We start from the raw sequence: 22,005 nt of genomic DNA, 5'->3' as shown, positions 1-22,005 counted from the left end.
GCACCCCATTTTACTACTTTTGTAGTGAGCTGGAAGGGGCCCGATTACACTGGATCCATGCCGGACCGACGCACCCTATTGCTCGACGCCGCCCTGGCCGTAGTGGCGGACAAGGGCATGAAGGGCCTCACCCACCGGGCCGTGGACACCGCCGCGGGCCTGTCGGAAGGCACTACGTCCAACTACTACCGCAACCGCGCTGCCCTGGTTGACGCCGTACTGGACCGCCTGCTTGAACTGGACGCCGCGCTCCTCAGGGAGCAGGGACCTGCCGGTCCGCCGAAGGATGCGGGTGAACTGGCAAGCCAGCTCGCCTCCATGGTGGTAATGCTTGCCGGCCGGCATGCCGGCCTGACCCGGGCCCGGCTGGCACTTTCCCTGGACAAACCGGAGTCCGTAACGGCCGGCCACTTCCAGCTGGTGGGCGGCCTGGAACATGCGCTGGCCGCGCTGGGTGTCCCGGATGCGCAGGCCCGGGCCCGGGACGTGGCCGACTACGGCGACGGGGTGCTGCTTCACCTGCTCACCGTCAGGCGGGACGAGCAGCCCGACGCTGCCGCCATCGCAGCCGCCGTCCGGCGGCTGGTGGGCAATTGAACGCTGCCCGGCCGGCCGCCGTCGTACGTTCCCGGCATCTTTAGGCCGAAGCGGGCCAGCCCGTGTACGCCTCAGCCAGGTAGGCCTTGCCGTGGCGGGAGGAGACCACGGAGTTCAGTTCGCCGAGCTGGCGGGCACGGGAGAAATCGTCCGCGTCGGCCGGGGTGTGCAGCATGGTGGTCATCCAGTAGGAGAACTGCTGGGCCTTCCACACCCGGTCCAGGGCACGGTCGCTGTAGGTCTCGAGGAGCCGGTCCGAACCGGAGTTGTAGTGGCTGTCCAGCCCCTCGAAAAGGAACTTGACGTCATTGATGGCCAGGTTCAGGCCCTTGGCACCGGTAGGCGGCACGGTGTGCGCAGCATCCCCGGCCAGGAACAGGTTGCCGTGGCGCATGGGAGTGTGGACGAAGCTCCGGAAGGGGAGCACCATCTTTTCCAGGACAGGGCCTTCCTTGAGCTCGAAGCCGTTGCCGTTGACGCGGCTGCGGAATTCCGCCCAGATCCTGTCGTCATCCCATTCCGCCACGTTCTCCTTGGGATCGCACTGGAAGTACATCCGCTGGACCGTCTCGGTGCGCTGGCTGATCAGGGCGAAGCCGTTGGCCGAGTTCGCGTAGATCAGTTCGTCGGAGCTGCGCGGCGCCTCGGCAAGGATGCCGAACCAGGCGAAGGGGTATTCGTGGAAGTACCACTTGCGGTTGGCCTCCGGGATCTGGAACCGGCAGTGGCTGCGCGAGCCGTCCGCGCCCACCAGGAAGTCGGCCTGGATCTCGAACTCGACGCCGTCGGCGTCGGTGAACCAGACCTTCGGCTTGCCCTCCAGGTCGTGGACGGTGGTGTCGGTGACGCTGTAGCGCACGTCGCCGCCGTCTTCCTGCCTGCGTGCGGCCAGGTCCAGGAAGACGTCGGTCTGCGGGTACAGCCATACGGACTCGCCTACGAGGTCCTTGAAGTCGATGCGGTGGCTCTCGTTGTTGAAGCGCAGCTCGATGCCGTCGTGCCGGTCGCCGTCGCGCAGCACCCGGTCGGAGACGCCGCTGTCCACCAGCAGGTTGACGGTTCCGTGCTCCAGGATGCCGGCACGGACAGTGTGGGAGATTTCCTCGTGGCTGCGGATCTCGACCACCGTGGACTCGATGCCGGCCTTGGCCAGCAAATGGGAGAGCATCAGGCCCGCCGGGCCGCCTCCCATGATGGCTACCTGGGTGGTAATGACTTTTCGTGCCATGGCTGCTTCTCGCTTCGTTGCGGGCCCGGGAGGGGCGGATGGATGCCTGGCTTTCAGTGTGCAGCAGGGCGGGTGACCGGCGTTACAGGAATTCCGTTCAACGGATTCCGGGCAGCTCCAGGGCCGTTGGTCAGGCCTCGGCCAGGCCCCTCGCAATCCCGCGGGCAGCCGTCTGCAGCGCCGGAACCAGCGCCTGCAGCCGCATTTCCCGCAGGGGAACCACGACGCCGAGGGATGCCACCGCGCGCTGGCGGCGGTTCAGGACGGGCACGGCGATGCCCCACGTGTCCGGATCAACCACGCCTTTGAGTTGGGCGAAGCCCTGCCGCGAGGTATCGGCGAGCAGCGTACGGACGTCGTCGGCAACCAGCTTGCCGTAGGGATCCTGGAACTGGGCGAGGTATTCATGCTGGAGGGTCCTGTCCTGGTGGGCCATGAGCGCCAGTCCGGCGGACGATATGTGGATGGGCATCCTGCCGGCCACCTGGGCCCGGTTGGCCACCGACCCGCGGCGGGAGAGGCGTTCGACGAACAGCGCCTCCCAGCCGTCCAGTACAGCCAGGTTCACGTTCTGGTTCAGGACCTGCTGGATGTCCTCCATGAACGGCATGGCCGCCTGGCGCAGCGCCAGGGCAGGCGAGGCGCGGTTCACCAGTTCCCACAGCCGGAGGCCCGGGCGGACGATACCGCCGGGGGCGGTCTCCAGCAGCCCGTGGCCGGCCAGTTGGCCCACCAGCCGGTGCGCCGTCGTCAGTGGGAGGCCTGCACGCTCGGCGAGCTCCGACAACCGGAGATCGGCAACGTCCTGCGGGAAGGCGGAGATCAGCCGCACAATCCGGTCCACTACCGAATCGCCCGAAGTTGAGTTCGCCACTGCCGCCGCCTTCCGTTGAACGGGAAGTCCAGCGTACCGCGGCCGGGCGCCGGACTGCAGCGGGAGCCGGTCAGGCCGGCGTCCCGGCCCTTTCCGCACCGGCCCGCAGCCGGCGCCACGCCCCGGGGGCCAGCACCACCACGATGCCGACGGCGGCGCCAATGACGGTCTCGACGATGCGGTCGCGCAACAGGATGGAGGCCGAGGCGGGGACCACCAGGAGCGTGGACACCAGCGCCAGGGGCGTGACGAACAGCTGGGCCAAAAGGTACTGGCGGATAATGAACAGCTCGGCGCCGAACTGGCAGAGCGCCATGACCAGCACCGTCTGCCAGGGCTGCAGGCCCACCAGCAGGACGGCAGCCAGGACCAGCAGGCCCAGCACGGTCCCGATGATCCTTTGGATGCCGCGGCGCACCCGGTGCCTGGTGCTGTGGCCCACGAGGGGAACCACGGCGGCCACCATGGCCCAGTAGTTGTGGCCGAAGCCGAGCCGGCTTCCTGCCCACGTGGCCAACGACCCGGCCAGGCCGGCCGCCACCAGGTAGCCGAAGCCCTCAAGCCACGCCGTCCGCTTCTCAGCGGGGGTGCGACGGATGCGGGGAGGCCTGGTCCAGGGGGTGCGGTGGCTGGGAAGGATCCTTGACGAGAAGCCGACGAGCAACGCGAACATGGTGGTGAGCACCGCAACCAGCATGCCTTCCCACAGCGGCGGCTGGTTGGGAATGGAGGCGATGGCAGCGAACGCGAAAATGTGGAAGAGGGAGCCTGCCGGGCGCAGCCGGAGCCAGGAAATCGCCACCGAGCAGGCGCCCGCCACCACGGTGGTGGCCAGGACCAGCAGCCACGTGTGCGCGGAGGTATCCAGGCCCAGGGCAGGACCCATCCGGGCCGCGAGGGCGGCCAGGAAGATAACCAGCAGCATCAGCAGCCCGGCCCGCAGCTGCAGCATGAAGCGAACGGCGTGCGGCTCGCCGCGGCCGTAGATTCCAGTGAAGGCTCCGAACGACGCGAAGATCGCCAGGTCCAGCCTGCCCAGCAGCACCAGGGTAATCAGGGGGACAAAGACGCCGACGGCGCACCTGATGGCCGGGTGGTGGTCTTTGTTGCCGGGGGCAATGCTGAACATCTCAGCAAGCATCTTCACGGGGGCAGCGCCTTCCTTGGGGGTGGATTCCGGGGTGGCGGCCGCGCTGACGTTCCTGGTAAATCCTACGCCGGAGGCCTCAGAAAATTGGCCAACACGTTCCCATGAATGGAATCAGGAGGCAATGCGGCGGAAACAGCGCCCGCTGATGCTTGAGTCATGAACCGCCCTCCGCGCAATGCGCCTGCCGCTGAATTGAGCTGCGAAGTCTGCGGCCGGATGCCGGAACCGCACAAGGCCCGGCTGACCTTGGCCAATGTCGCCGCGATGCTGCCCATCGAGCTTCTGGTCCACGCCCTCGTGGTGGAAGCCCACCTCCCTTACGTGGCCAAGGTGCTGGTGCTGACCCTCACCGCCACGGTCCTGGTGATCTGGGTGGCCGAGCCGTCCGCCGCCCGGGTCCTTCGCAGCTGGCTGCACGCCCCGGCACTGCGTCACCGCCGGCGGCTGGCAGCGGCACCGTCGCTGTGGCGGGCGCGGACGCTGCTCCGGGACCAGCCCGGGTCGCTGCAGCAGATCACGCGGGCTTTGGCCAGGCTGGATGCGAACATCCTTGGCATCCACGTCCACCCGGCACCGGGCGGGGTCCTGGATGAGTTCGTGCTCTCGGCCCCGGGCACCGTGGGTGAGCGTGAATTGCTTGCAGCGCTGTCCGACGGCGGCGGGAGCCACTCGCACGTCTGGCCCACCACCGCACTGGCCATGGCAGACGGACAGACCAGGGCGCTGAGCCTGGCGGCCCGGATCGCTGCCGCTCCGGACGAACTGCCCCTGGCGGTGGCCGAGCTGCTGCACGCGGGCATCGTGCCGCCGTCGGACGCCGGCACCAAAGGGCCCGACGACGGGACCCGGCTTAAGATCCCCACGGCATGGCACGGTCCCATCACCTTCACCCGGCCCGGCGAGCCGTTCACCCCGGCCGAATCGGCCCGGGCGCACCGCCTGGCGGAGCTTGCCGAGATCCTCTCGCACCGGCGGACGGAGGGACCCCGCGCGTAACGGGCCTCCGACCGCAGTCCCTACATCCGCAGGGTCAGGGCTCCGGGCTCCATGGTCATCAGGACGTGCTTGCCCTCGCCTTCGTGGTCGCCGTCCAGCTGGTAGTCGTCGTTGTGCTCGAGGGTGATCTCCACGGTCTTGCCCTGGAAGTACTCCACGGCGGTGTCCCTGTTCTTGCCCCGGCCGATGATGCCGGCCAGCACGGACAGCCAGCCCAGCTTGCCGTGGTGGGGTGCCAGGACGGCAATGTCCAGCAGACCGTCGTCCATCTTGGCATCGGGGAAGATTTCCAGGCCGCCCTGGACCTTGCCGCAGTTGCCCACCATCACGCTGCGGACCCCGCGGTGCACCACGTCCTTGCCGTCGATCACCACGGTCGCCTTGACCGGCTTGCCGGGCAGGTTACGGATGCCGGCGTCAACGTAGGCCAGCCAGCCCACCTTGTCCTTCAGGTCCTCATTGGTGTCCGCCATGATGGTGGCGTCATATCCCACGCCGGCCATGACCAGGAACACCTGCTCCTTGTCCGGGTCGCTGCGCCGGGCACGGACAACGTCGATCTTCCGTTCGGTACCAATCAGCGCCCCGGCCATGGCGGCGTCGTAATCGGTCACGTCCAGGCCGAGGTTCCGGGCCAACAGGTTGCCGGTGCCCAGCGGCAGCAGGCCCATGGGGGTGTCCCCGCCGGCCAGGACCTCAGCGACGCAGCGCACGGTACCGTCACCGCCGGCAGCGATAACGATGTCCGCCCCCTGGGCCAGCGCTTCCTTCGCCTGCCCGACCCCGGGATCCTCCTTGGTGGTTTCCAGCCAAATGGCCTCGCCCCAGCCGTTTTCCACGCAGTGCTTGGCCACCAGCCCGCGCACGTCGATGTCCACCGGCTTGGCTGGATTGACGATGATGGCGGCGCGTTTGGGCGAAGTGGAGCTGATGTCAGTCATGGCGTCCTCTGATGGCGGATGGAAAGCAAGCTTCTGAGAGAAGGGTAACCCGCCGCGGGGGCCGTTCCCCGCCTACAGTGCCTTGACCGCGCCCAGCACCTGGGCCAGGGAGTCCTTGGCGTCGCCGAACAGCAGGGATGTCTGTGGCTCGTACAGCAGGTCGTTTTCGATGCCGGCGAAGCCCGGGCGCATGGAGCGCTTAAGGAAGACCACCTGCCGCGCGTCGGCCACTTCCAGGATGGGCATGCCGTAAATCGGGGACCCGGAGGACGTCTTGGCGGCCGGGTTCACCACGTCGTTGGCACCCACCACCAGGGCCACATCGGTGGTCTTGAACTGCGGGTTGATCTCGCCCATTTCCTTGAGCGACTCGTACGGGACGTTGGCTTCGGCCAGGAGCACATTCATGTGTCCGGGCATCCGGCCGGCCACGGGATGGATGGCAAAGTCCACCTCGATCCCGCGGGCCTCCAGGGCCAGGGCCAACTCGGCGGCAGTATGCTGGCCCTGCGCCACCGCCAGCCCGTAGCCGGGGACGATGATGACCCGCTGGGCATACCCCAGCAGCACCGCCACGTCTTCAGCCGAGGACGACCGGACCGGACGTTCGCTCACGGCCGTGGACCCCGCCGTCGAACCTCCCCGGAAAGCGCCGAACAGGATGCCCGCCACGCTCCGGCCCATGGCCGCCGCCATGGCCCGGGTGAGGATGGTGCCCGAGGCGCCCACCAGCGTGCCGGCCACCACCAGCAGGACGTTGCCGAGCACCACGCCGGACGCCGCGACGGCCAGGCCCGTGAAGGCGTTGAGCAGCGAGATGACGATGGGCACGTCCGCGCCGCCCACGGGCAGCACCAGCAGGACGCCCGCGGCAAGGCCCAGGACCAGCAGCAGGACCGCAAGGGGCAGCGACCCGGAAACGACGACGGCGACGCCGGAAGCCACCGCCGCCAGCAGCACCACCGACATCACCACGGGCAGGCCGGGGAACACCACGGGCCGGGTGGTCATCAGCTCCTGCAGCTTGGCGAACGTGATCCCGGAACCGGCGAAGGACACCGCACCCACCATGAGCGTGAAAACGATGGCCACGCGGACCCACGGTTCCCCCGCATGGCCCAGCTCGAGGAGTGCCACCAGGGCGGCAGCGCCGCCCCCCACTCCGTTGAACAGGGCCACGAGCTGCGGCATCTGCGTCATTTTCACCCGCCGCGCCACGGGTGCCGCCACCGCGGAACCCACGGCGATGGCGGCCAGGATCCAGGGGATGTTCTCCAGCCGGGCGGACAGGAAGACGGTGATGACGGCGATCAGCGCCCCAAGTGCCCCCACCAGGTTTCCGCGGCGTGCCGTACGGGGGGAACTGAGTCCACGCAGGGCCAGGATGAAGCAGACCGCGGCGGCAAGGTAGAGCAGTGAGGTCCAGACGGGGTCGAGGAGGCTCATCTACTGCCTGCCTTGGGCTGGGCGCCTGCCTTGACCGGATCCTTCTTGGCATGGAACATGTGCAGCATCCGGTCCGTCACCACGAACCCGCCCACCAGGTTGGCGGTGGCGAGGACGACGGCGAGGAGCGCCACCGCGAGAACCCACGGGTCGGCCGCCTGGCCGGCGACGATGATGGCCCCTACCAGGATGATCCCGTGGATGGCGTTGGCGCCGGACATCAACGGCGTGTGCAGGGTGCTGGAGACCTTGGAGACCACCTCGAAGCCAACGAACACCGCCAGCACGGTGATGGTCAGCAGGGCGATTCCATCCATCAGCGTGTTCCTTCCTGCCCGGCCGCTGCCGTGGCCGTCCGGGCCGCGAGCAGGTCCGCGGTGGGCCGGTGCCGCACTTCCCCGGCGTGGGTGAGGCACGCACCGGCCACCACTTCGTCCCCGAAATCCAACGTGAGGTGCCCGTCGTGGACCAGGAGTGCCAGCAGGTTGGCCACGTTCTTGGCGTACAGGCGGGAGGCGTCCGACGCCATCGCGGAGGCCGGATCCTTCAAGCCGACCAGGGTGATGTGCCCGGTTCCGTCGGCGGTGGGTATGGGGATGTCCCGGCCGGGCACGGAGCCTTCCACGTTGCCGCCGGACTCGGCGGCGAGGTCGACGACGACCGATCCCGGGCGCATGCCCTGCACCATCTCGCGGGTCACCAGGAGGGGCGCCGGGCGCCCGGGAACGGCCGCCGTCGTAATCAGGACGTCCGACTCCGCCACGTGGGGTGCCAGCAGCTGCCGCTGCCGGGTGCCGGCATCGGAACTCAGTTGCCGTGCGTAGCCGCCGGCCGCTTCAGCAGTCTCCAGGTCCAGCCGGATGAAGGTGCCACCCATGGACGCGACCTCGTCGGCGGAGGCAGGGCGGATGTCGTTCGCGAAGACGCGCGCACCCAGCCGTTTGGCGGTGCCTATCGCCTGCAGCCCTGCCACGCCGGCACCAAGCACCAGGACGCGGGCGGGCGGGATGGTCCCTGCCGCGGTCATGTAGAGCGGGAAGAACCGGGGCAGCCTGATGGCGGCCTCCAGGACGCACCGGTAGCCGGCCACCAGGGCCTGGGAGGTCAGGGCGTCCATGGACTGGGCGCGGGAGATGCGGGGCACCAGTTCCAGGGCGAACGAGGTCACCGCGTTATCAGCGAGCGCCTGGACCGCGGGCAGGTCGGACGACGGCGACGCGAGCCCCACCGTGACGGCTCCCTTGTGCAGGGACGCGGCGGTGTTCGGGTCAAGGGGCCGGACATGGGCCAGGACATCCAGGGCCGTTGTGTCCAGTACGGGGACGATGGTGGCACCGGCCTGCTGATAGCCCGCATCGGCATGCCCGGCGCCGTCCCCCGCCCCGGTTTCCACCAGGACGTCCAGTCCCATCGCCACCAGCTGCCTGACGGTATCAGGAGTGGCGGCGACGCGCCGCTCGCCCTCCCTGCGTTCCCGCGGAATCCCCAGTTTCACCCGCCGACTCCTCTTCCTGACGAGCTGTGCAGCGGCTCTGCTGCACGCAGTTGGCTTGAGTCTAGAGCGCGGCGGCCCGCGGCGGGAGTAGCCGGCGGGGAGGTTGTGGGTAACGATTCGCCTGTCAGCCCGCGCCTCCCCTGCTGCGGCGGCCCCTGGCCAGACCGGCTGCGGTTACTTGTTGCTGGCGCGGATGGCGTCCGCCACGCTTTCCAGGTGGACCCGCATGGCCTCGGCGGCGGCATCGGCATCATGCGCGCAGACGGCATCAATGACGGCAAGGTGCTGCGGGAGCGAGACGGCCGGGCGTCCCGGCTGGCGCGCCAGGCGGAACTGGAAGCGGACCGCCTGTCCGCGCAGGCGCTGGATGGTGGCCGCGGCGGTCTTCTGCGCACTCATGGCGATGATCTTTTCGTGCATCGCCTGGTTGCCTTCCGAGTAGGACTCACGGTCTCCGCGGTCCACGGCGCCCTGCATCCGGGCGGCCAGCTCCTGCAGCTCCGCAATGTCACTCTCGGTGGCCCGTTCCGCGGCTTTGCGGGCACACAACGCCTCCAGCGCAGCCCGCACCTCGGTGATTTCAACGGCCTCGTCCACTGAGACGGCGCGCACCCTGGCGCCGCGGTTCTGGACGCGTTCCACCAGGCCTTCCACGCTCAACTCCGAGAGGGCCACCCTGATGTTCCCCCGGCTTGCTCCGTACTCGGCAGCGAGGTCACCTTCCACCAGGCGCTGGTTGGGAACCAGCTCACCGCTGACGATGGCGGTGCGCAGCAGCTCCGCGAGCTCGGCAGCCGTGAGGGCCCGGCCCGTTCCATCCACGGTTTCCACTGCCCACCATCTCCCTGCTCGGCCGGTTGCCACATTTGCTGACGATTTTCCGGATTCAGCGTACTCCAGACTTGTCCGCCCGGGCCCCGGAAACCATTGATTGTTAGCTATATTGCTGACAACATTTGCATGTGCGGTTATCGAGTTAGAACGGCGCCGTTTGGCAGGCGCCCCTGCCAGGAGCATGCGCGATGATTATTGACATCCACGGCCACTACACCACGGCCCCGGCCGCCCTCGGGTTGTGGCGTGACCGGCAGGTGGCGGCCCTGGAGGATCCTTCACTGGCGCCGTCCCGCACCGACCTGTCCATTTCCGACGACGACCTGCGCGAAAGCATCGAGGCGAACCAGATGCGGCTCATGGACGAACGCGGCATCGACCTCACCGTCTTCTCACCGCGCGCGTCCTTCATGGCGCACCATGTCGGTTCCTTCGCAACCTCGGCGGAGTGGGCTGCCATCTGCAACGAACTCTGCCACCGGGTCAGCCGGCTCTACCCCGGGAGGTTTGTCCCGGCCGCCATGCTCCCCCAGTCCCCCGGCGTGGACCCCGCAACCTGCCTCCCCGAGCTCACCCGCTGCGTGGAGGAATACGGGGCGGTGGCGCTGAACCTGAACCCCGACCCGTCCGGCGGCCACTGGACTGCCCCGCCCCTGACCGACCGGTACTGGTATCCCGTCTACGAGAAGATGGTGGAGTACGGCGTCCCTGCCATGGTCCACGTCAGCACCAGCATCAACCCCGCCTTCCACACCACCGGCGCGCACTACCTCAATGCGGACACCACCGCTTTCATGCAGCTCATCCAGGGGGACCTGTTCAAGGACTTCCCCACCCTGAAGCTCATCATTCCCCATGGCGGCGGCGCAGTGCCCTACCACTGGGGGCGCTTCCGTGGGCTTGCCATGGCCCTGGGGAAGCCCACGCTGGAAGAGCACCTGCTGGGAAATGTCTTCTTCGACACCTGCGTGTACCACCAGCCCGGAATCGACCTCCTGCTGGAAGTCATCCCCACGCAGAACATCCTCTTTGCCTCCGAAATGATCGGCGCGGTCCGGGACATCGATCCGTGGACGGGCCACCATTTCGACGACACGGCACGCTACATCGACGCCGCCGGCCTCGACGAGGCCGAACTCGGCGCCATCCACGAACACAACGCACGTACCGTCTATCCGCGCCTTGACGCCCTGCTCAAGCGGCAGGGCCGGTGAGACGCCGTCGAAGGGAGCCACGATGCAGGAACTTGGGGTAGTCCATACCAACATCACCCGCGCACCGGAGGACGCCGTCAAGGCCCTCTCCGCCTTCGGCGTCAGCACGGTCCATGAAGCCATGGGCAGGCTGGGCCTCATGCGCCCCTACATCCGCCCCGCCTACCCCGCTGCCACCCTGTGCGGCACCGCCGTGACCGTCCTGCTCCAGCCCGGCGACAACTGGATGCTGCATGTTGCGGCCGAACAGGTCCGGCCCGGTGACGTGGTGGTTGCCGGCTGCACCACCGAGTGCGAGGACGGCTTCTTTGGCGAACTGCTGGCAACATCGCTCCGGGCCCGGGGCGCAGCCGGCCTGGTCATCGATGGCGGCTGCCGCGATGTGGCAGCCCTCCAGGCCATGGACTTTCCCGTGTTCAGCCGGGCCATCAACTCAAAGGGCACCGTCAAGGCCACCCTCGGCTCAGTGAACATCCCGGTGGTCTGCGCCAACGCACTGGTAAACCCCGGGGACGTGGTGATTGCCGACGTCGACGGCGTGGCAGTGGTCCCCGCCTCCCGCGCCGCCGACGTTGCGGAAGCCGCGCGGAAACGCGAAGACAACGAGAAAGCCAAGCGTGGGCGTTTTGCCAGCGGGGAACTGGGGCTCGACATCTACAGCATGCGCGGACCGCTGGCGGAAGCCGGACTGCGGTACGTGGACTGAAGCCCGGGCTCCCGTTATCCCCGGGCGGTAAGGTCGGCGGAAATCAGCTTGGCGGTGGCAACGATCTCCTGCGCCACCGATGCCAGGTACGCCTGCGGGTCCGGTTTGGCCTCCACGGACTGGGCCTGCAGCGACACGTTCACGGCCGCCACCACCTTGGCTCCGTCATACACCGGCGCGGCCACGGACATCAGGCCCAGCTCCAGTTCCTGGTTCAGCAGGCACCAGCCCTGGGCCCGGACTCTGTCCAGCACCGCCACCAACTGGTCCACGGAGCCCAGGGCGCGCGGAGTGAGCGGCCTGACCTCGGCGGACGCGAGGTAGGCCTTCAGGTCCGCGGGCGGAAGGTAGGCCAGCAGCACCCGCCCCATCGAGGTGGCATAGGCGGGGAACCTGGTACCCACGGTGATGCCAACCGTCATGATCCGGCGGCTGGTCACCCGCGCAATGTAGGCGATGTCCGTTCCGTCCAGCACCGCCGCGGAGGTGGATTCGCCCAGCTTGAGGGACAGTTCCTCCAGGTGCGGCTGTGCCAGCTGCGGCAGCGACAGCCCCGAAAGGTACGCGTACCCCAGCTGGAGGACCTTGGCGGTCAGCGCAAAGGTCTTGCCGTCGGTCCGCACGTAGCCGAGCTCCACCAGCGTGTGCAGGAAGCGGCGCGCCGTGGCCCGTGTCAGGCCGGTGCGGGAGGCGACCTCGGTGAGCGTCATGACCGGACGGTCGGCGTCGAAGGCACGGATTACCGCCAGCCCCCGGGCCAGGGACTGGACATACTGGTCGCCGGCCTGCGGGGCGGGCCTGGTGTCGGTACCTGCGGCGTCGGTCATGGTTACCAATCCTAGGATGCGCGCGGGTCCTGGCGTTCGGCGGGTGCGGCCTTGAGCGGGACCGGGACAAGTTCCTGGAGTTCCTCGAGGGTGCAGCCGAAGGTTTCGCGGACGCTGACGCCGTCCGGGCCGGTGAGGAACACTCCCTTGTCTGTGTAGACGCGGGTGACGCAGCCGACGCCGGTGACCGGGTAGGTGCAGGCGTCCACGATCTTTGAGGCGCCGTCGCGGGTCAGGAGGGTCATCATGACGAAGACGTCCTTGGCGCCGGTTGCCAGGTCCATGGCACCGCCGACGGCGGGAATCGCCCCGGGTGCCCCGGTGTGCCAGTTCGCCAGGTCCCCGGTGGCGGAGACCTGGAAAGCACCCAGGACGCAGATGTCCAGGTGGCCGCCGCGCATGATCGCGAACGAGTCCGCGTGGTGGAAGTAGGATGCGCCGGGCAGTTCGGTGACGGGGATCTTGCCGGCGTTGATCAGGTCCTCGTCGATCTCCCCGCCCTTGGCTTCCGGGCCCATGCCGAGCATGCCGTTCTCCGTGTGGAGGGTGATGTTCTGTTCCTCGGTGAGGTAGTTGGACACCAGGGTGGGCTGGCCGATGCCCAGGTTCACGAAGGACCCGGGCGCGATGTCCCTGGCCACCAGGCGGGCCAGGTCATCGCGGCCCAGGGGCGTCGCCGAGGTCTGGAGGGACTTTTCGTTGGACTGCACGCTCATCTCAGGCCGCCTTTTCTGCTGCGCTGCCGCTGCCGGCAACTTTGACGATGCTGTTGACGTAGATCCCCGGGGTGACCACGTTTTCCGGGTCCAGCCCGCCGGTGGGGACGATCTCGGACACCTGGACGATGGTGTGCTTCGCCGCGGCGGCCATGATGGGGCCGAAGTTACGGGCCGTCTTGCGGTACACCAGGTTGCCCTTCCCGTCCGCCTTCAGGGCCTTGATCAGGGCCACATCGGCGTGGATGGGGGTTTCGAAGACCTGCCCGCGGCCGTCAATGATGCGGGTTTCCTTGCCCTCGGCCAGCATGGTGCCGTACCCGGTGGGGGTGAAGAACCCGCCGATGCCGGCGCCGGCGGCGCGGATGCGTTCGGCGAGGTTGCCCTGCGGGACGAGTTCGAGTTCGATTTCGCCGGCCTTGTACTTGGCGTCGAAGTGCCAGGAGTCGGACTGCCGCGGGAAGGAGCAGATCATCTTCTTCACCCGGCCCTCCTTGATCAGCAGGGCCAGGCCCTGGTCACCCTGGCCCGCGTTGTTGTTCACCACGGTCAGGTCCGTGGCGCCGCACTCCAGCAGCGCGTCGATCAGTTCGAACGGCTGGCCGGCGTTGCCGAACCCGCCGATCATCACGGTGGAGCCGTCCTTGATGCCGGCCACGGCGTCCTGGACCGAATCTACGAAGTTCAGCATTACTGGTCCTTTCCAGCGGTGACGTTTTCGAGCACGACGGCCAGGCCCTGGCCGACGCCGATGCAGATCGCAGCGACGCCCCAGCGTTCGGCGGAGGCCTGCAGGGACCGGGCCAAGGTGCCCAGGATCCGGGTCCCGGAAGCACCCAGCGGGTGCCCCATGGCGATCGCTCCGCCGTGCCGGTTCACGATCGAGTGGTCAATCCCCCAGGCGTTGATGCACGCCAGGGACTGCGCGGCGAAGGCTTCGTTAAGTTCGACGGCGCCCACCTGCTCCCAGCCGATGCCCGCCTTTTCGAGGGCCTTGTTCGCGGCCTCGACGGGGGCGTAGCCGAAGTACTGCGGATCATTCGCGTGCGCCCCGCGCCCGGCGATGCGGGCCAGCGGATCCAGCCCCAGCAGCCCGGCGGCCGCCTCGGACCCGATCCACGCCGCGGAGGCGCCGTCGGACAACGGCGACGCGTTGCCCGCGGTGACCGTGCCGTCCTCGGTCCGGAACACGGTTTTGAGCCCGGCGAGCTTCTCGGCGGACGAACCCGCCCGGATGCCTTCGTCCCGCACCAGGTCCGTCCCGGGCACCGGGGCGACCAGGTTGTCATAGAACCCTTCATCCCAGGCAGCGGCAGACAGGTTGTGCGAGGCCGCGGCGAACTCGTCCTGCGCCTCCCGGGTCACGCCGTACTTCTCGCGGAGCCGCTCGGTGGCCTCCCCCAGGGAGATGGTCCACTCCTTCGGCATCGCCTTGTTCACCAGCCGCCAGCCCAGCGTCGTGGAGGCCAGGGTCATGTCCCCGGCCGGGTACGGCTTCTCCGTTTTGGGCAGTACCCACGGGGCACGGGACATCGACTCGGCCCCGCCCACCAGCATCAGGTCGGCGTCGCCGGCGTTGACCTGGCGCGAGGCGATGATCGCGGCATCCAGCGAAGAGCCGCAGAGCCGGTTCACCGTGGTGCCCGGGATCGAGACCGGCAGCCCGGCCAGCAGCGTGCCCATCCGCGCGATGTTCCGGTTCTCCTCACCAGCACCGTTCGCGTTGCCGAACACCACCTCATCGATCCGCTCCACATCAAGGCCCGGTGCACGCTGCACCGACTCCCTGATCACGTGCGCCGCAAGGTCATCCGGACGGACGCCCGCGAGGCCCGAGCCGAACTTGCCAAAGGGGGTGCGCACGGCGTCGTACACAAAAGCCTGGTTCATACGGTGGTATCCATTTCTCGAAAGACCTGCTGGGCGGTCTTGAAGGCGGTGTTGGCGGAGGGGACTCCGCAGTAGATGGCGGTCTGAAGCAGGATTTCCTTGATCTCGTCCCTGCTGAGGCCGTTCCGGAGGGCGGCGCGGATGTGCATGGCCAACTCCTCCCAGTGCCCGTGCGCCACCATGGCGGTGATGGTGACCGCGGAGCGCATCTGGCGGGTCAGGCCGGGCCGGGTCCAGATTCCGCCCCAGGCGATGCGGGTGATCATGTCCTGGAAGTCGTCGGTGAATTCATCTTTGTTGGCGTTGGCCCGGTCCACGTGCGCGTCGCCGAGCACTTCGCGCCGGACCACCATGCCGCCGTCGTAGATTTCCTGGCTGGTGGCACCGGGCTGGACCACTCCATGGCGCTCCAGGCCGCCCCCCTCAGCGCCGCTCACTTGGCAGCCTGCCGTGATTCGGCCCAGGTGGCCAGGCTGCGCATCAGGTCCGCGACGTGGGCCGGGGCCTCCGCGGGTGCCAGGTGCGAGATGCCCTCCACGGTCACCGCCGTCGCAGTGCCTCCCGCTGCGGTGATACCCCCTGCCACTTCCTCGGCCATGGCGGGGGTGGCGACGCCGTCCAGGGACCCGGCGATGACCTGGGTGGGGACGGTGATGCTGCCCAGCTCCTCCCGGACGTCGAAGGCGGCCAGCGCCTCGCAGCAGAAGGCGTAGCTGAAGCGGTCGGCGTCGCGCAGGGCGTGCAGGAGCCGGCTGCTGAACTCGGGTTCCCGGTCCATGAAGCCGGGCGCGAACCAGCGCTGGGCGGACCCCTGGATCATGACCGGCGTGCCCTGCGTGCGGACGGTTTCCGCGCGCTCCAGCCAGCCTTCGGGGGTGCCGATCTTGGCGCCGCTGTTCTGTACGGAGAGGCTCTTCAGCCGTTCACCGTGCTTGATGCCCAGCTGGAGGCCCACCGCGCCGCCCAGGGAAACCCCGGCATAGTGGAAGTTTTCGCCGGGGGCGATGGAGTCCACCAGGTCCACCACGGCGTCAGCGAGCGCGGCGACGTCGAATCCTTCGCTGGCAGCCGGCGAAACCCCGTGACCGGGGAGGTCCCAGGCCACCACGTCGTAATCACCGCCGAGCAGGGACGCCACCCTGTTCCACAGGATCGTGGAGGTGCCCAGGGACGGCCCTGCCACGATCAGGGGGTGGTCGCCCAGGGGACGTTGGGGGGACAGCAGCGCTGCCTTCAAGGCCGGCTTAGCCACGGGAAGCTCCATTCGCGTCGGTGGTGGGGGAATCAAATTCGGGGTAGGCGGCAAGGATGCGGCGGGTAACCTCCGCCGATTGGCCCAGGTAGCTGGCGGGGTCCAGGAGTTCCTCCAGCCGGGCGTCAGGGACGACGGCGGCGGGAACGGCTTCGCGGAACAGCTTGCGGTAGGCGGCGGCCTGCTCCAAAGGAGGTGCTTCAAGGGTCCGGTCCACCACGTGCTGCAGCTGCTGCTTGCCGGTGCGCCCGTCCTGCTCCGCCAGCAGCGGAGCCACGGCGGCGGTGACGCCTTCGGCCAGCAGCAGCGGGCCGGACAGGTCGAGGTTCCGTCGCATGCCGTCCGGGAACACCCGGAGCCCTTCGGCGAGTTCCCGCAGATGGCCTGCGGCGCCGAGGGCCAGGGCCAGCAACTGGCGGAGGGCCGGCCATTCGGCATGCCAGGCGCCGTCCGGGCGTTCGTCGTTGAAATTGGCGGCGGCCACGTGCAGCTGGGCGGCCAGCTGCGGTGCCTGCAGCGCGGCGCTCCGGACCAGGACGGACAGCACCGGGTTCTGCTTCTGCGGCATGGCCGAGGACACGCCCCGCCCGGCCGCCCGCGGCTCCGCGACCTCAGCCACCTCGGGCCGGCTCAGGAACAGGACGTCGGCGGCGATCTTGCCAAAGGCGTCCAGCACGGATGCCAGCGCGTGCCCCAGGGATGTGATGGCCAGGCGGTTGGTGTGCCAGGGAGCCGTGGCCGGGGCCAGGCCCAGCTGGTCCGCCAGGGCGTCGGCCAGGCTGAACGGCGTGGCTTGGGAGCCAGCCGTCAGCACGGTTCCGGCGGCGAGTGTTCCCGCCGCCCCGCCGAACTGGACCGGGAACTCCAGGTTTTCCAGTTGCCGCCCCGCGGCAGCCACGCCCTGGAACCACTGCGCGGCCCGCAGCCCGAAGGTGTACGGCAGCGAATGCTGCGTCAGGCTCCTGCCCACGCACAGCGTGTCCGCATGCTGCCCAGCAAGGTGCGCCAGCGCCGTCGTGGTGCCTTTCAGGTCCGCCAGCACCGCGTGGACGGTATTGCGGGCCAGTAGCATCAGGGCCGTGTCCAGGACGTCCTGGCTGGTCAAGGAGGTGTGCACGGCCTTCGCGGCACCGACTCCGGCGGCATCGAGCGCCGCCACGTTCTTCCGGAGGTCGGCCAGCAGCGGGATCACCGGGTTGCCGCCGCCCTGGGCGCGCAGCGCTATGCCTGCAAGGTCGTAGCGCCCCGCCTCGGCAGCGGAGGCCACGACGGCGGCCGAACCGGCAGGTGCCAGCCCGGCCCGTTCCAGCACGGCGGCCCAGCCGGCCTCGACGGCGAGGATGGCCGCCAGCACTCCCCGGTCCCCCGTCAGCGCCGCCACCAACGGCGACGCTGAGACGGGGGTGAGCAGGCCGGCGTCGGCCTCTTCCGCGAAGGCGCGCAAGTCTCCCAAAGCGGCGGCGTGGGTCACTGGAAGTCCAGGAAGACCGTCTCGCCCTCACCCTGGAGGCGGATGTCCCAGGTGAGGCCCCCATCGGGGTCGCGGCGTGCAATGAGCGTCTCGCGGCGCTCCGGCTCCAGGGAGCCCAGCAGCGGGTCGTTGGCCAGTGCCTCGGTGTCCTCCGGCAGGTAGATGCGGGTGAACAGCCGGTTGGTCAGGCCGCGGGCGAAGAGCGCCACGGAAATGAACGGGGCCGCACCCGGCTTGGTGGGGCCGGGGTTGACGGTGGTGAAGGTGAAGACGCCGGAGTTGCCCACGGCGCCGCGGCCCCAGCCGGTGAAGGTGTAGCCGTCGCGGACCAGGGAACCGGTGCGCTGGACAACCTTGCCGTCGGCGTCGGGCTGCCAGATCTCCAGGATGGCGTCCGGGATGGTGTGGCCGGCGCCGTCATAGACGGTGCCCTGCAGGCGGATGGAGCCCGGGAAGCCGGGGGGCAGGAGTTCGTTGTCCTTCTCGAACGGGAGCGCGTAGCCGTAGAACGGGCCCACGGTCTGGCCGGGGGTGGGTACCAGTTTGGTCATCTTTCCTACTCCTCGTCGCCTGCGGCGCCGAGCGCCTCGTTTTCGGTCCAGGTCCGCTTCGGGCCGGTCAGGACGATGTCCCAGTTGTAGCCCAGGGCCCATTCGGGCTCGGTGATGCTGTGGTCATAGGTGGCCACCAGCCGGTCGCGGGCGTCCTGGTCCACGATGGTCTGGTAGATCGGGTCCAGCGGGAAGAGCTGGTCGCCGGGGAAGTACATCTGGGTGATGATGCGCTGGGTGAACTCGGTGCCGAACAGCGAGAAGTGGATGTGCGCCGGCCTCCACGCGTTCAGGTGGTTCTTCCACGGGTAAGCGCCGGGCTTGATGGTGGTGAACCGGTACGAGCCGTCCGGGCCGGTGATGCAGCGGCCAATGCCGGTGAAGTTGGGGTCGATGGGCGCGGGGTGCTGGTCACGCTTGTGGATGTAGCGGCCGGAGGAGTTGGCCTGCCAGATCTCCACCAGCTGTCCTGCCACCGGGCGGCCGTCGCCGTCCAGGACCTTGCCGGAGACGATGATGCGCTCGCCCAGGGGTTCGCCGTTGTGCTGGATGGTCAGGTCCGATTCCAGGGCGTGCACGTCCTGGTGCCCGAAGGCCGGCGAGTAGAGCTCGATGGTTTCCGGGTCCGCGTGCTGCAGGCTCTTGGTGGGGTGGCGCAGGATGCTGCTGCGGTACGGCGGATAGTCCAGCCGGGGCTGGATCTCCGGCTGGCCGCCGTCCTTGAGCGCGCGGCGGTAGGCCTCGCCGATGGCGTTGATCTCTGCGCTGAGGTCCGCCTGCGACTCGATGGCCTTGTCCAGGGGCTGGTGGGCAGCCTTCGGTTCGGCCGGGGGCACGAGCTCTTCCGACTCCAGCTCGGCGTTGATGTCTTCCTTCACCGCTGGCTCCTTTCTGATCTGTTGGGTTTGTTGCGTCTGGGTACTGGGTGGTGCGGGTTTAGGTGGTGCGGTGCAGCGAGTCGTATTGGACCGCGTGCCGGACCGGGGCGTTCGGGGCGCCATAGCCGTCATAGCCGCCGCGGCGTTCCACCATTTCGAAGAACACGCTGCCCACGGTGGCGGTGTAGAAGTGCAGGAACTCGCCGTCGGCATCCCGGTCGAAGAGCAGGTTGAGCTCCTGCAGGGTGGCCAGGAATCCGGGTTCCAGGTCGAACCGGGCGTCCAGGTCCTCGTAGTAGTTGGCCGGGATCTGCAGGAATTCCAGGCCGCGCTCCCGGGCGGCCCGGGCGGTGGCCACCAGGTCCTCCACGGCGAAGGCGATGTGTTCCTGGTAGGTCTTGCGGGCCTCGTTCCTGGCCTGCTGGATCGGGGCGAGGTTCAGGACCAGCCGCACCGCGCCGTCGGAAGTCTGCATTACCTGCGAGCGCACCAGGCCGCTGGGGCTGGGAACCTCCGCGAAGGGCTGCGGCTCCAGGGCCAGGGCGCTGGTGTAGAAGAGGACAGCTTCATCGAAGTGCTGCCACGGCTGGGCCAGGTTGACGTGGTCAATCACGGCCCGGGCTCCCGGGGAGGGGTGTTCGAGCCCTTCGCCGAATTCGTGGGTCCAGGCCGCGGCGCCGTCCGGGCTGCCCTGGCAGAGGAAGATTTCGGTGGAGTCCGGGGCGGCAATGCCCTGGAACACTTCCTCGTCCGCCTGGACCTTGCGGGCCACCACAGGGGCCTTGAGCTGCTGGGCGCGGGCGGAGGCAATCACGGGTGAATCGACGTCGAATCCCAGCGCGGCGATGGCGGGCTCCGCGTGCTGCGCTGCCTGTTCGTTGATGATCACGCGTGCCTGGCCCATGGTCCACAGCTGCACATCCTTGGTCCGGTGGCGGCCTTCGAACTGGAAACCGAGCTGGCCCAGGAGCTTCTCCAGCTGGGCGGTGTCGTCCGCCTTGACCTCGGCGAAGTTGAAGCCGGCGGGTTCGTTCACCTTGGGCAGCGTGGCCAGTTCCATGGGATAACGACGGCGGAGCGCGGCTGGGTTGCCGGGCGTGGCTTCATTGCCGGCGAGCCATTTGGCGCTTTGCTCCTCCAGCCAGATCAGTGAACGCATCGCATCCACGGCGGTGCGTTCCACGTCCGACTGGCGGAAGACGTCGTTGAAGACCTCGAGCGAAACCGGCCCGGTGTAGCCCGCGCGGACCACGTGGCCCATGAACTTGGCCAGCTCGAACTGTCCTTCGCCCGGGAACACCCGGTAGTGGCGGCTCCAGGACAGCACGTCCATGGAGAGCTTGGGGGCGTCCGCCACCTGGACAAAGAAGATCTTGTCCGCGTTGATGTCCTCGATCGGGGCGGTGTCCCAGTCGCGGGAGAGGATGTGGAAGGAATCCAGGCAGGTGCCCAGGTTGGGGTGGTCCACCATCTCCACCAGGCGGTAGGCGTGCTCGTAGTCGTTGACGTACTTGCCCCACGCCAGGGCCTCGTAGGCCACCTTGACGCCGTGGTCCCCGGCCAGGTTGGCGAGCTGTGCCAGTTGTTCGGCGCGGACGGCATCGTCGTCGATGGTGGCGGTGGCAACGTTCGAGCACACCAGGATGGTGTCCATGCCCAGGCGTGCCATGAGTTTGAACTTGGCCTCGGCGCGCCGGAGGTTGGCTTTGAGCAGGTCCGGGGTGACGCCGTCGAAGTCGCGGAAGGGCTGGTACAGGTCCAGGCCGAGCCCCAGGTCCGTTGCCATCCTGCGGACGTCCTCGGGGCTCAGGGGTGAGGTGACCAGGTCCTGCTCGAAGATCTCGATGCCGTCGAACCCGGCGATGGCGCAGGCCTGCATCTTTTCCTTCAGGGTGCCGGAGAGGCAGACGGTGGCGATTCCGGTGCGCATCAGGCGGCCACCTCCTCGGCGGCTACAAGGTCCAGGAAGTGCGAGCGCATGCGCTCCGGGTCAGCGTCCAGCCCGGTGAAGATCCGGAACGCGTCGGCGGCCTGGCCCACCGCCATGCGGCCACCGTCCAGGACCTCGCAGCCCTTGGCGCGGGCGCCGCGGACCAGTTCCGTGTCGATGGGGCGGTAGACAATGTCGGCCACCCAGTGCCGGGGCTCGAGCAGGTCCAGGTCCAGCGGGACGCCGGGGTGGGCTGCCATGCCAACGGGTGTGCAGTGCACCAGGCCGTCGGCCAGCGGCATCAGCTGCGGCAGCTCCGTCGTCGTGCGTGCCGCCACGGTGCTGTCCGGGAAGAAACCTGCCAGTTCGGCGGCGCGCGCTGCGGCGCGCTGGGGATCCATGTCCACCAGGTCCAGGGTTTTAACGCCTGCGCTGAGCAGGGCGTAGGCGACGGCGGAGCCGGCACCTCCTGCGCCGAGCTGCACCACGCGGTCCAGCCGCGCGCCGGGCAGGCCGGATGCCAGGGCGGCGGCGAAGCCGGAAAAGTCCGTGTTGTGGCCGATGAAGCGGCCGTCCCGGATGACCACGGTGTTCACGGCGCCGAGCCGGCGGGCGTCCGGGCTGACCTCGTCCAGGTGCTGGAGTACCAGCTGCTTGCAGGGGTGGGTGATGTTCAGTCCGTTGAAACCCAGGGTACGGGCGCTCTGCAGGATGGCTCCCACCGCTTCCCCGGTCAACCCCAGCTCGAGCAGGTCGATGGGCCGGTACAGGTAGCGCAGGCCCTGCACGTCACCTTCCCGTTCGTGCATGGGTGGCGTGAGCGATGGCGTGACGCCGTCACCAACCAGTCCCACCAGGTAGGACTCAGTTCGAATGCTCATGCGTGCAGCTCCTTTGGTACGGCACCGGGCAGGCGCGGACCTCGGGCCGCGCTGCGGGGTGATAGGGATTACAGTACAACAGATGTTCACTTATCGCACTTATGTTCTTCATACGAACAAATGGAAGC

Annotated in this window: 23 protein-coding genes; 4 read left to right on the top strand and 19 right to left on the bottom strand. The window is 68.5% G+C overall.

The features are described from left to right. Positions 1-57 precede the first annotated feature (57 nt). The gene (locus PV772_RS06340; protein ID WP_347885665.1) at positions 58-597 is read left to right on the top strand and encodes a TetR/AcrR family transcriptional regulator; all 540 of its coding nucleotides are present in this window, start codon (positions 58-60) and stop codon (positions 595-597) included. A 40-nt stretch (positions 598-637) separates the two neighbouring features. Here the strand turns inward: PV772_RS06340 and PV772_RS06335 are convergent, their stop codons facing one another. The 3 genes from PV772_RS06335 to PV772_RS06325 all read right to left on the bottom strand — a co-directional run bounded on the left by PV772_RS06335 (position 638) and on the right by PV772_RS06325 (position 3,846). Further along, on the bottom strand, positions 638-1,825 hold the full coding sequence (locus PV772_RS06335; RefSeq protein ID WP_347885664.1) for a 4-hydroxybenzoate 3-monooxygenase: 1,188 nt from the start codon (positions 1,823-1,825) through the stop codon (positions 638-640). Between the two features lie 130 nt (positions 1,826-1,955). Next, the gene (locus PV772_RS06330) at positions 1,956-2,699 is read right to left on the bottom strand and encodes an IclR family transcriptional regulator (RefSeq protein ID WP_141182780.1); all 744 of its coding nucleotides are present in this window, start codon (positions 2,697-2,699) and stop codon (positions 1,956-1,958) included. Positions 2,700-2,769: 70 nt separating this feature from the next. Continuing rightward, entirely contained in the window at positions 2,770-3,846 is a 1,077-nt protein-coding gene (locus tag PV772_RS06325; protein ID WP_347885663.1) for an FUSC family protein, read from the bottom strand. Positions 3,847-4,005: 159 nt separating this feature from the next. On the opposite strand from PV772_RS06325, the gene PV772_RS06320 reads away from it, so the two are divergent. Beyond that, positions 4,006-4,845, top strand: coding sequence for an ACT domain-containing protein (locus PV772_RS06320; protein ID WP_347885662.1), 840 nt, complete (start codon positions 4,006-4,008; stop codon positions 4,843-4,845). Positions 4,846-4,865: 20 nt separating this feature from the next. On the opposite strand, the gene PV772_RS06315 is transcribed toward PV772_RS06320, so the two are convergent. The 5 genes from PV772_RS06315 to PV772_RS06295 form a co-directional block, all read right to left on the bottom strand. Further along, complete coding sequence (locus PV772_RS06315; RefSeq protein ID WP_347885661.1) at positions 4,866-5,786, bottom strand: diacylglycerol kinase family protein; 921 nt, start codon at positions 5,784-5,786, stop codon at positions 4,866-4,868. A gap of 72 nt (positions 5,787-5,858) precedes the next feature. Beyond that, a complete protein-coding gene (locus PV772_RS06310; RefSeq protein ID WP_347885660.1) occupies positions 5,859-7,232 on the bottom strand; it encodes an NAD(P)(+) transhydrogenase (Re/Si-specific) subunit beta in 1,374 nt (457 codons plus the stop codon). Then, positions 7,229-7,549: an NAD(P) transhydrogenase subunit alpha gene (locus tag PV772_RS06305; protein ID WP_347885659.1), complete on the bottom strand. Its 321-nt coding sequence runs from the start codon at positions 7,547-7,549 to the stop codon at positions 7,229-7,231. The genes PV772_RS06310 and PV772_RS06305 overlap by 4 nt, the downstream gene beginning before the upstream one ends. Further along, positions 7,549-8,727, bottom strand: coding sequence for a Re/Si-specific NAD(P)(+) transhydrogenase subunit alpha (locus PV772_RS06300; protein WP_141158907.1), 1,179 nt, complete (start codon positions 8,725-8,727; stop codon positions 7,549-7,551). Before PV772_RS06300 ends, PV772_RS06305 begins: the two co-directional genes overlap by 1 nt. A 174-nt stretch (positions 8,728-8,901) precedes the next feature. Continuing rightward, complete coding sequence (locus tag PV772_RS06295) at positions 8,902-9,558, bottom strand: GntR family transcriptional regulator (protein WP_141158906.1); 657 nt, start codon at positions 9,556-9,558, stop codon at positions 8,902-8,904. Between the two features lie 191 nt (positions 9,559-9,749). Here PV772_RS06295 and PV772_RS06290 point away from each other — a divergent pair, with 191 nt between their 5' ends. Beyond that, on the top strand, positions 9,750-10,775 hold the full coding sequence (locus tag PV772_RS06290) for an amidohydrolase family protein (RefSeq protein ID WP_141158905.1): 1,026 nt from the start codon (positions 9,750-9,752) through the stop codon (positions 10,773-10,775). A 22-nt stretch (positions 10,776-10,797) separates the two neighbouring features. Beyond that, a complete protein-coding gene (ligK, locus tag PV772_RS06285) occupies positions 10,798-11,481 on the top strand; it encodes a 4-carboxy-4-hydroxy-2-oxoadipate aldolase/oxaloacetate decarboxylase (protein WP_141158904.1) in 684 nt (227 codons plus the stop codon). A gap of 14 nt (positions 11,482-11,495) precedes the next feature. On the opposite strand, the gene PV772_RS06280 is transcribed toward ligK, so the two are convergent. Genes PV772_RS06280 through PV772_RS06230 form a run of 11 tightly spaced genes read right to left on the bottom strand, consistent with a single transcriptional unit; the run spans position 11,496 to position 21,877 of the window. Further along, entirely contained in the window at positions 11,496-12,308 is an 813-nt protein-coding gene (locus PV772_RS06280) for an IclR family transcriptional regulator C-terminal domain-containing protein (RefSeq protein WP_141158903.1), read from the bottom strand. An 11-nt stretch (positions 12,309-12,319) separates the two neighbouring features. Continuing rightward, the gene (locus PV772_RS06275; protein WP_141182787.1) at positions 12,320-13,024 is read right to left on the bottom strand and encodes a 3-oxoacid CoA-transferase subunit B; all 705 of its coding nucleotides are present in this window, start codon (positions 13,022-13,024) and stop codon (positions 12,320-12,322) included. A gap of 1 nt (position 13,025) precedes the next feature. Continuing rightward, a complete protein-coding gene (locus PV772_RS06270) occupies positions 13,026-13,715 on the bottom strand; it encodes a 3-oxoacid CoA-transferase subunit A (protein WP_347885658.1) in 690 nt (229 codons plus the stop codon). Next, positions 13,715-14,914, bottom strand: coding sequence for a thiolase family protein (locus PV772_RS06265; RefSeq protein ID WP_347885657.1), 1,200 nt, complete (start codon positions 14,912-14,914; stop codon positions 13,715-13,717). The genes PV772_RS06270 and PV772_RS06265 overlap by 1 nt, the downstream gene beginning before the upstream one ends. Further along, the gene (pcaC, locus tag PV772_RS06260; RefSeq protein WP_141182790.1) at positions 14,911-15,351 is read right to left on the bottom strand and encodes a 4-carboxymuconolactone decarboxylase; all 441 of its coding nucleotides are present in this window, start codon (positions 15,349-15,351) and stop codon (positions 14,911-14,913) included. The genes PV772_RS06265 and pcaC overlap by 4 nt, the downstream gene beginning before the upstream one ends. After that, a complete protein-coding gene (locus PV772_RS06255) occupies positions 15,348-16,166 on the bottom strand; it encodes an alpha/beta fold hydrolase (protein ID WP_141158898.1) in 819 nt (272 codons plus the stop codon). The genes pcaC and PV772_RS06255 overlap by 4 nt, the downstream gene beginning before the upstream one ends. Then, positions 16,159-17,637 carry a lyase family protein gene (locus tag PV772_RS06250; RefSeq protein ID WP_347885656.1) on the bottom strand — a complete coding sequence of 493 codons (1,479 nt, stop codon included), beginning with the start codon at positions 17,635-17,637 and terminating at the stop codon, positions 16,159-16,161. The genes PV772_RS06255 and PV772_RS06250 overlap by 8 nt, the downstream gene beginning before the upstream one ends. Further along, entirely contained in the window at positions 17,634-18,188 is a 555-nt protein-coding gene (pcaG, locus tag PV772_RS06245; protein ID WP_141158896.1) for a protocatechuate 3,4-dioxygenase subunit alpha, read from the bottom strand. The genes PV772_RS06250 and pcaG overlap by 4 nt, the downstream gene beginning before the upstream one ends. Positions 18,189-18,193: 5 nt before the next feature. Then, the gene (gene pcaH, locus PV772_RS06240) at positions 18,194-19,066 is read right to left on the bottom strand and encodes a protocatechuate 3,4-dioxygenase subunit beta (protein ID WP_141158895.1); all 873 of its coding nucleotides are present in this window, start codon (positions 19,064-19,066) and stop codon (positions 18,194-18,196) included. Positions 19,067-19,124: 58 nt separating this feature from the next. Further along, positions 19,125-20,996 carry a TIM barrel protein gene (locus PV772_RS06235; RefSeq protein WP_347885655.1) on the bottom strand — a complete coding sequence of 624 codons (1,872 nt, stop codon included), beginning with the start codon at positions 20,994-20,996 and terminating at the stop codon, positions 19,125-19,127. Further along, entirely contained in the window at positions 20,996-21,877 is an 882-nt protein-coding gene (locus PV772_RS06230) for a shikimate dehydrogenase (protein WP_141158893.1), read from the bottom strand. Before PV772_RS06230 ends, PV772_RS06235 begins: the two co-directional genes overlap by 1 nt. Positions 21,878-22,005: the final 128 nt, after the last annotated feature.

Source organism: Pseudarthrobacter sp. CC12, from assembly GCF_039907755.1.
Lineage (GTDB): Bacteria > Actinomycetota > Actinomycetes > Actinomycetales > Micrococcaceae > Arthrobacter > Arthrobacter niigatensis.
Note: the sequence above shows the minus strand (reverse complement) of the source record. Positions and strands in the feature narration are given on the sequence as shown.

Coding starts and splice junctions, on each gene's coding strand:
- PV772_RS06340 (WP_347885665.1), top strand. CDS start 58: ATGCCGGACCGACGCACCCTATTGCTCGACGCCGCCCTGGCCGTAGTG.
- PV772_RS06335 (WP_347885664.1), bottom strand. CDS start 1,825: ATGGCACGAAAAGTCATTACCACCCAGGTAGCCATCATGGGAGGCGGC.
- PV772_RS06320 (WP_347885662.1), top strand. CDS start 4,006: ATGAACCGCCCTCCGCGCAATGCGCCTGCCGCTGAATTGAGCTGCGAA.
- PV772_RS06315 (WP_347885661.1), bottom strand. CDS start 5,786: ATGACTGACATCAGCTCCACTTCGCCCAAACGCGCCGCCATCATCGTC.
- PV772_RS06310 (WP_347885660.1), bottom strand. CDS start 7,232: ATGAGCCTCCTCGACCCCGTCTGGACCTCACTGCTCTACCTTGCCGCC.
- PV772_RS06305 (WP_347885659.1), bottom strand. CDS start 7,549: ATGGATGGAATCGCCCTGCTGACCATCACCGTGCTGGCGGTGTTCGTT.
- PV772_RS06290 (WP_141158905.1), top strand. CDS start 9,750: ATGATTATTGACATCCACGGCCACTACACCACGGCCCCGGCCGCCCTC.
- ligK (WP_141158904.1), top strand. CDS start 10,798: ATGCAGGAACTTGGGGTAGTCCATACCAACATCACCCGCGCACCGGAG.
- PV772_RS06280 (WP_141158903.1), bottom strand. CDS start 12,308: ATGACCGACGCCGCAGGTACCGACACCAGGCCCGCCCCGCAGGCCGGC.
- PV772_RS06275 (WP_141182787.1), bottom strand. CDS start 13,024: ATGAGCGTGCAGTCCAACGAAAAGTCCCTCCAGACCTCGGCGACGCCC.
- PV772_RS06270 (WP_347885658.1), bottom strand. CDS start 13,715: ATGCTGAACTTCGTAGATTCGGTCCAGGACGCCGTGGCCGGCATCAAG.
- PV772_RS06265 (WP_347885657.1), bottom strand. CDS start 14,914: ATGAACCAGGCTTTTGTGTACGACGCCGTGCGCACCCCCTTTGGCAAG.
- pcaG (WP_141158896.1), bottom strand. CDS start 18,188: ATGACCAAACTGGTACCCACCCCCGGCCAGACCGTGGGCCCGTTCTAC.
- PV772_RS06235 (WP_347885655.1), bottom strand. CDS start 20,996: ATGCGCACCGGAATCGCCACCGTCTGCCTCTCCGGCACCCTGAAGGAA.
- PV772_RS06230 (WP_141158893.1), bottom strand. CDS start 21,877: ATGAGCATTCGAACTGAGTCCTACCTGGTGGGACTGGTTGGTGACGGC.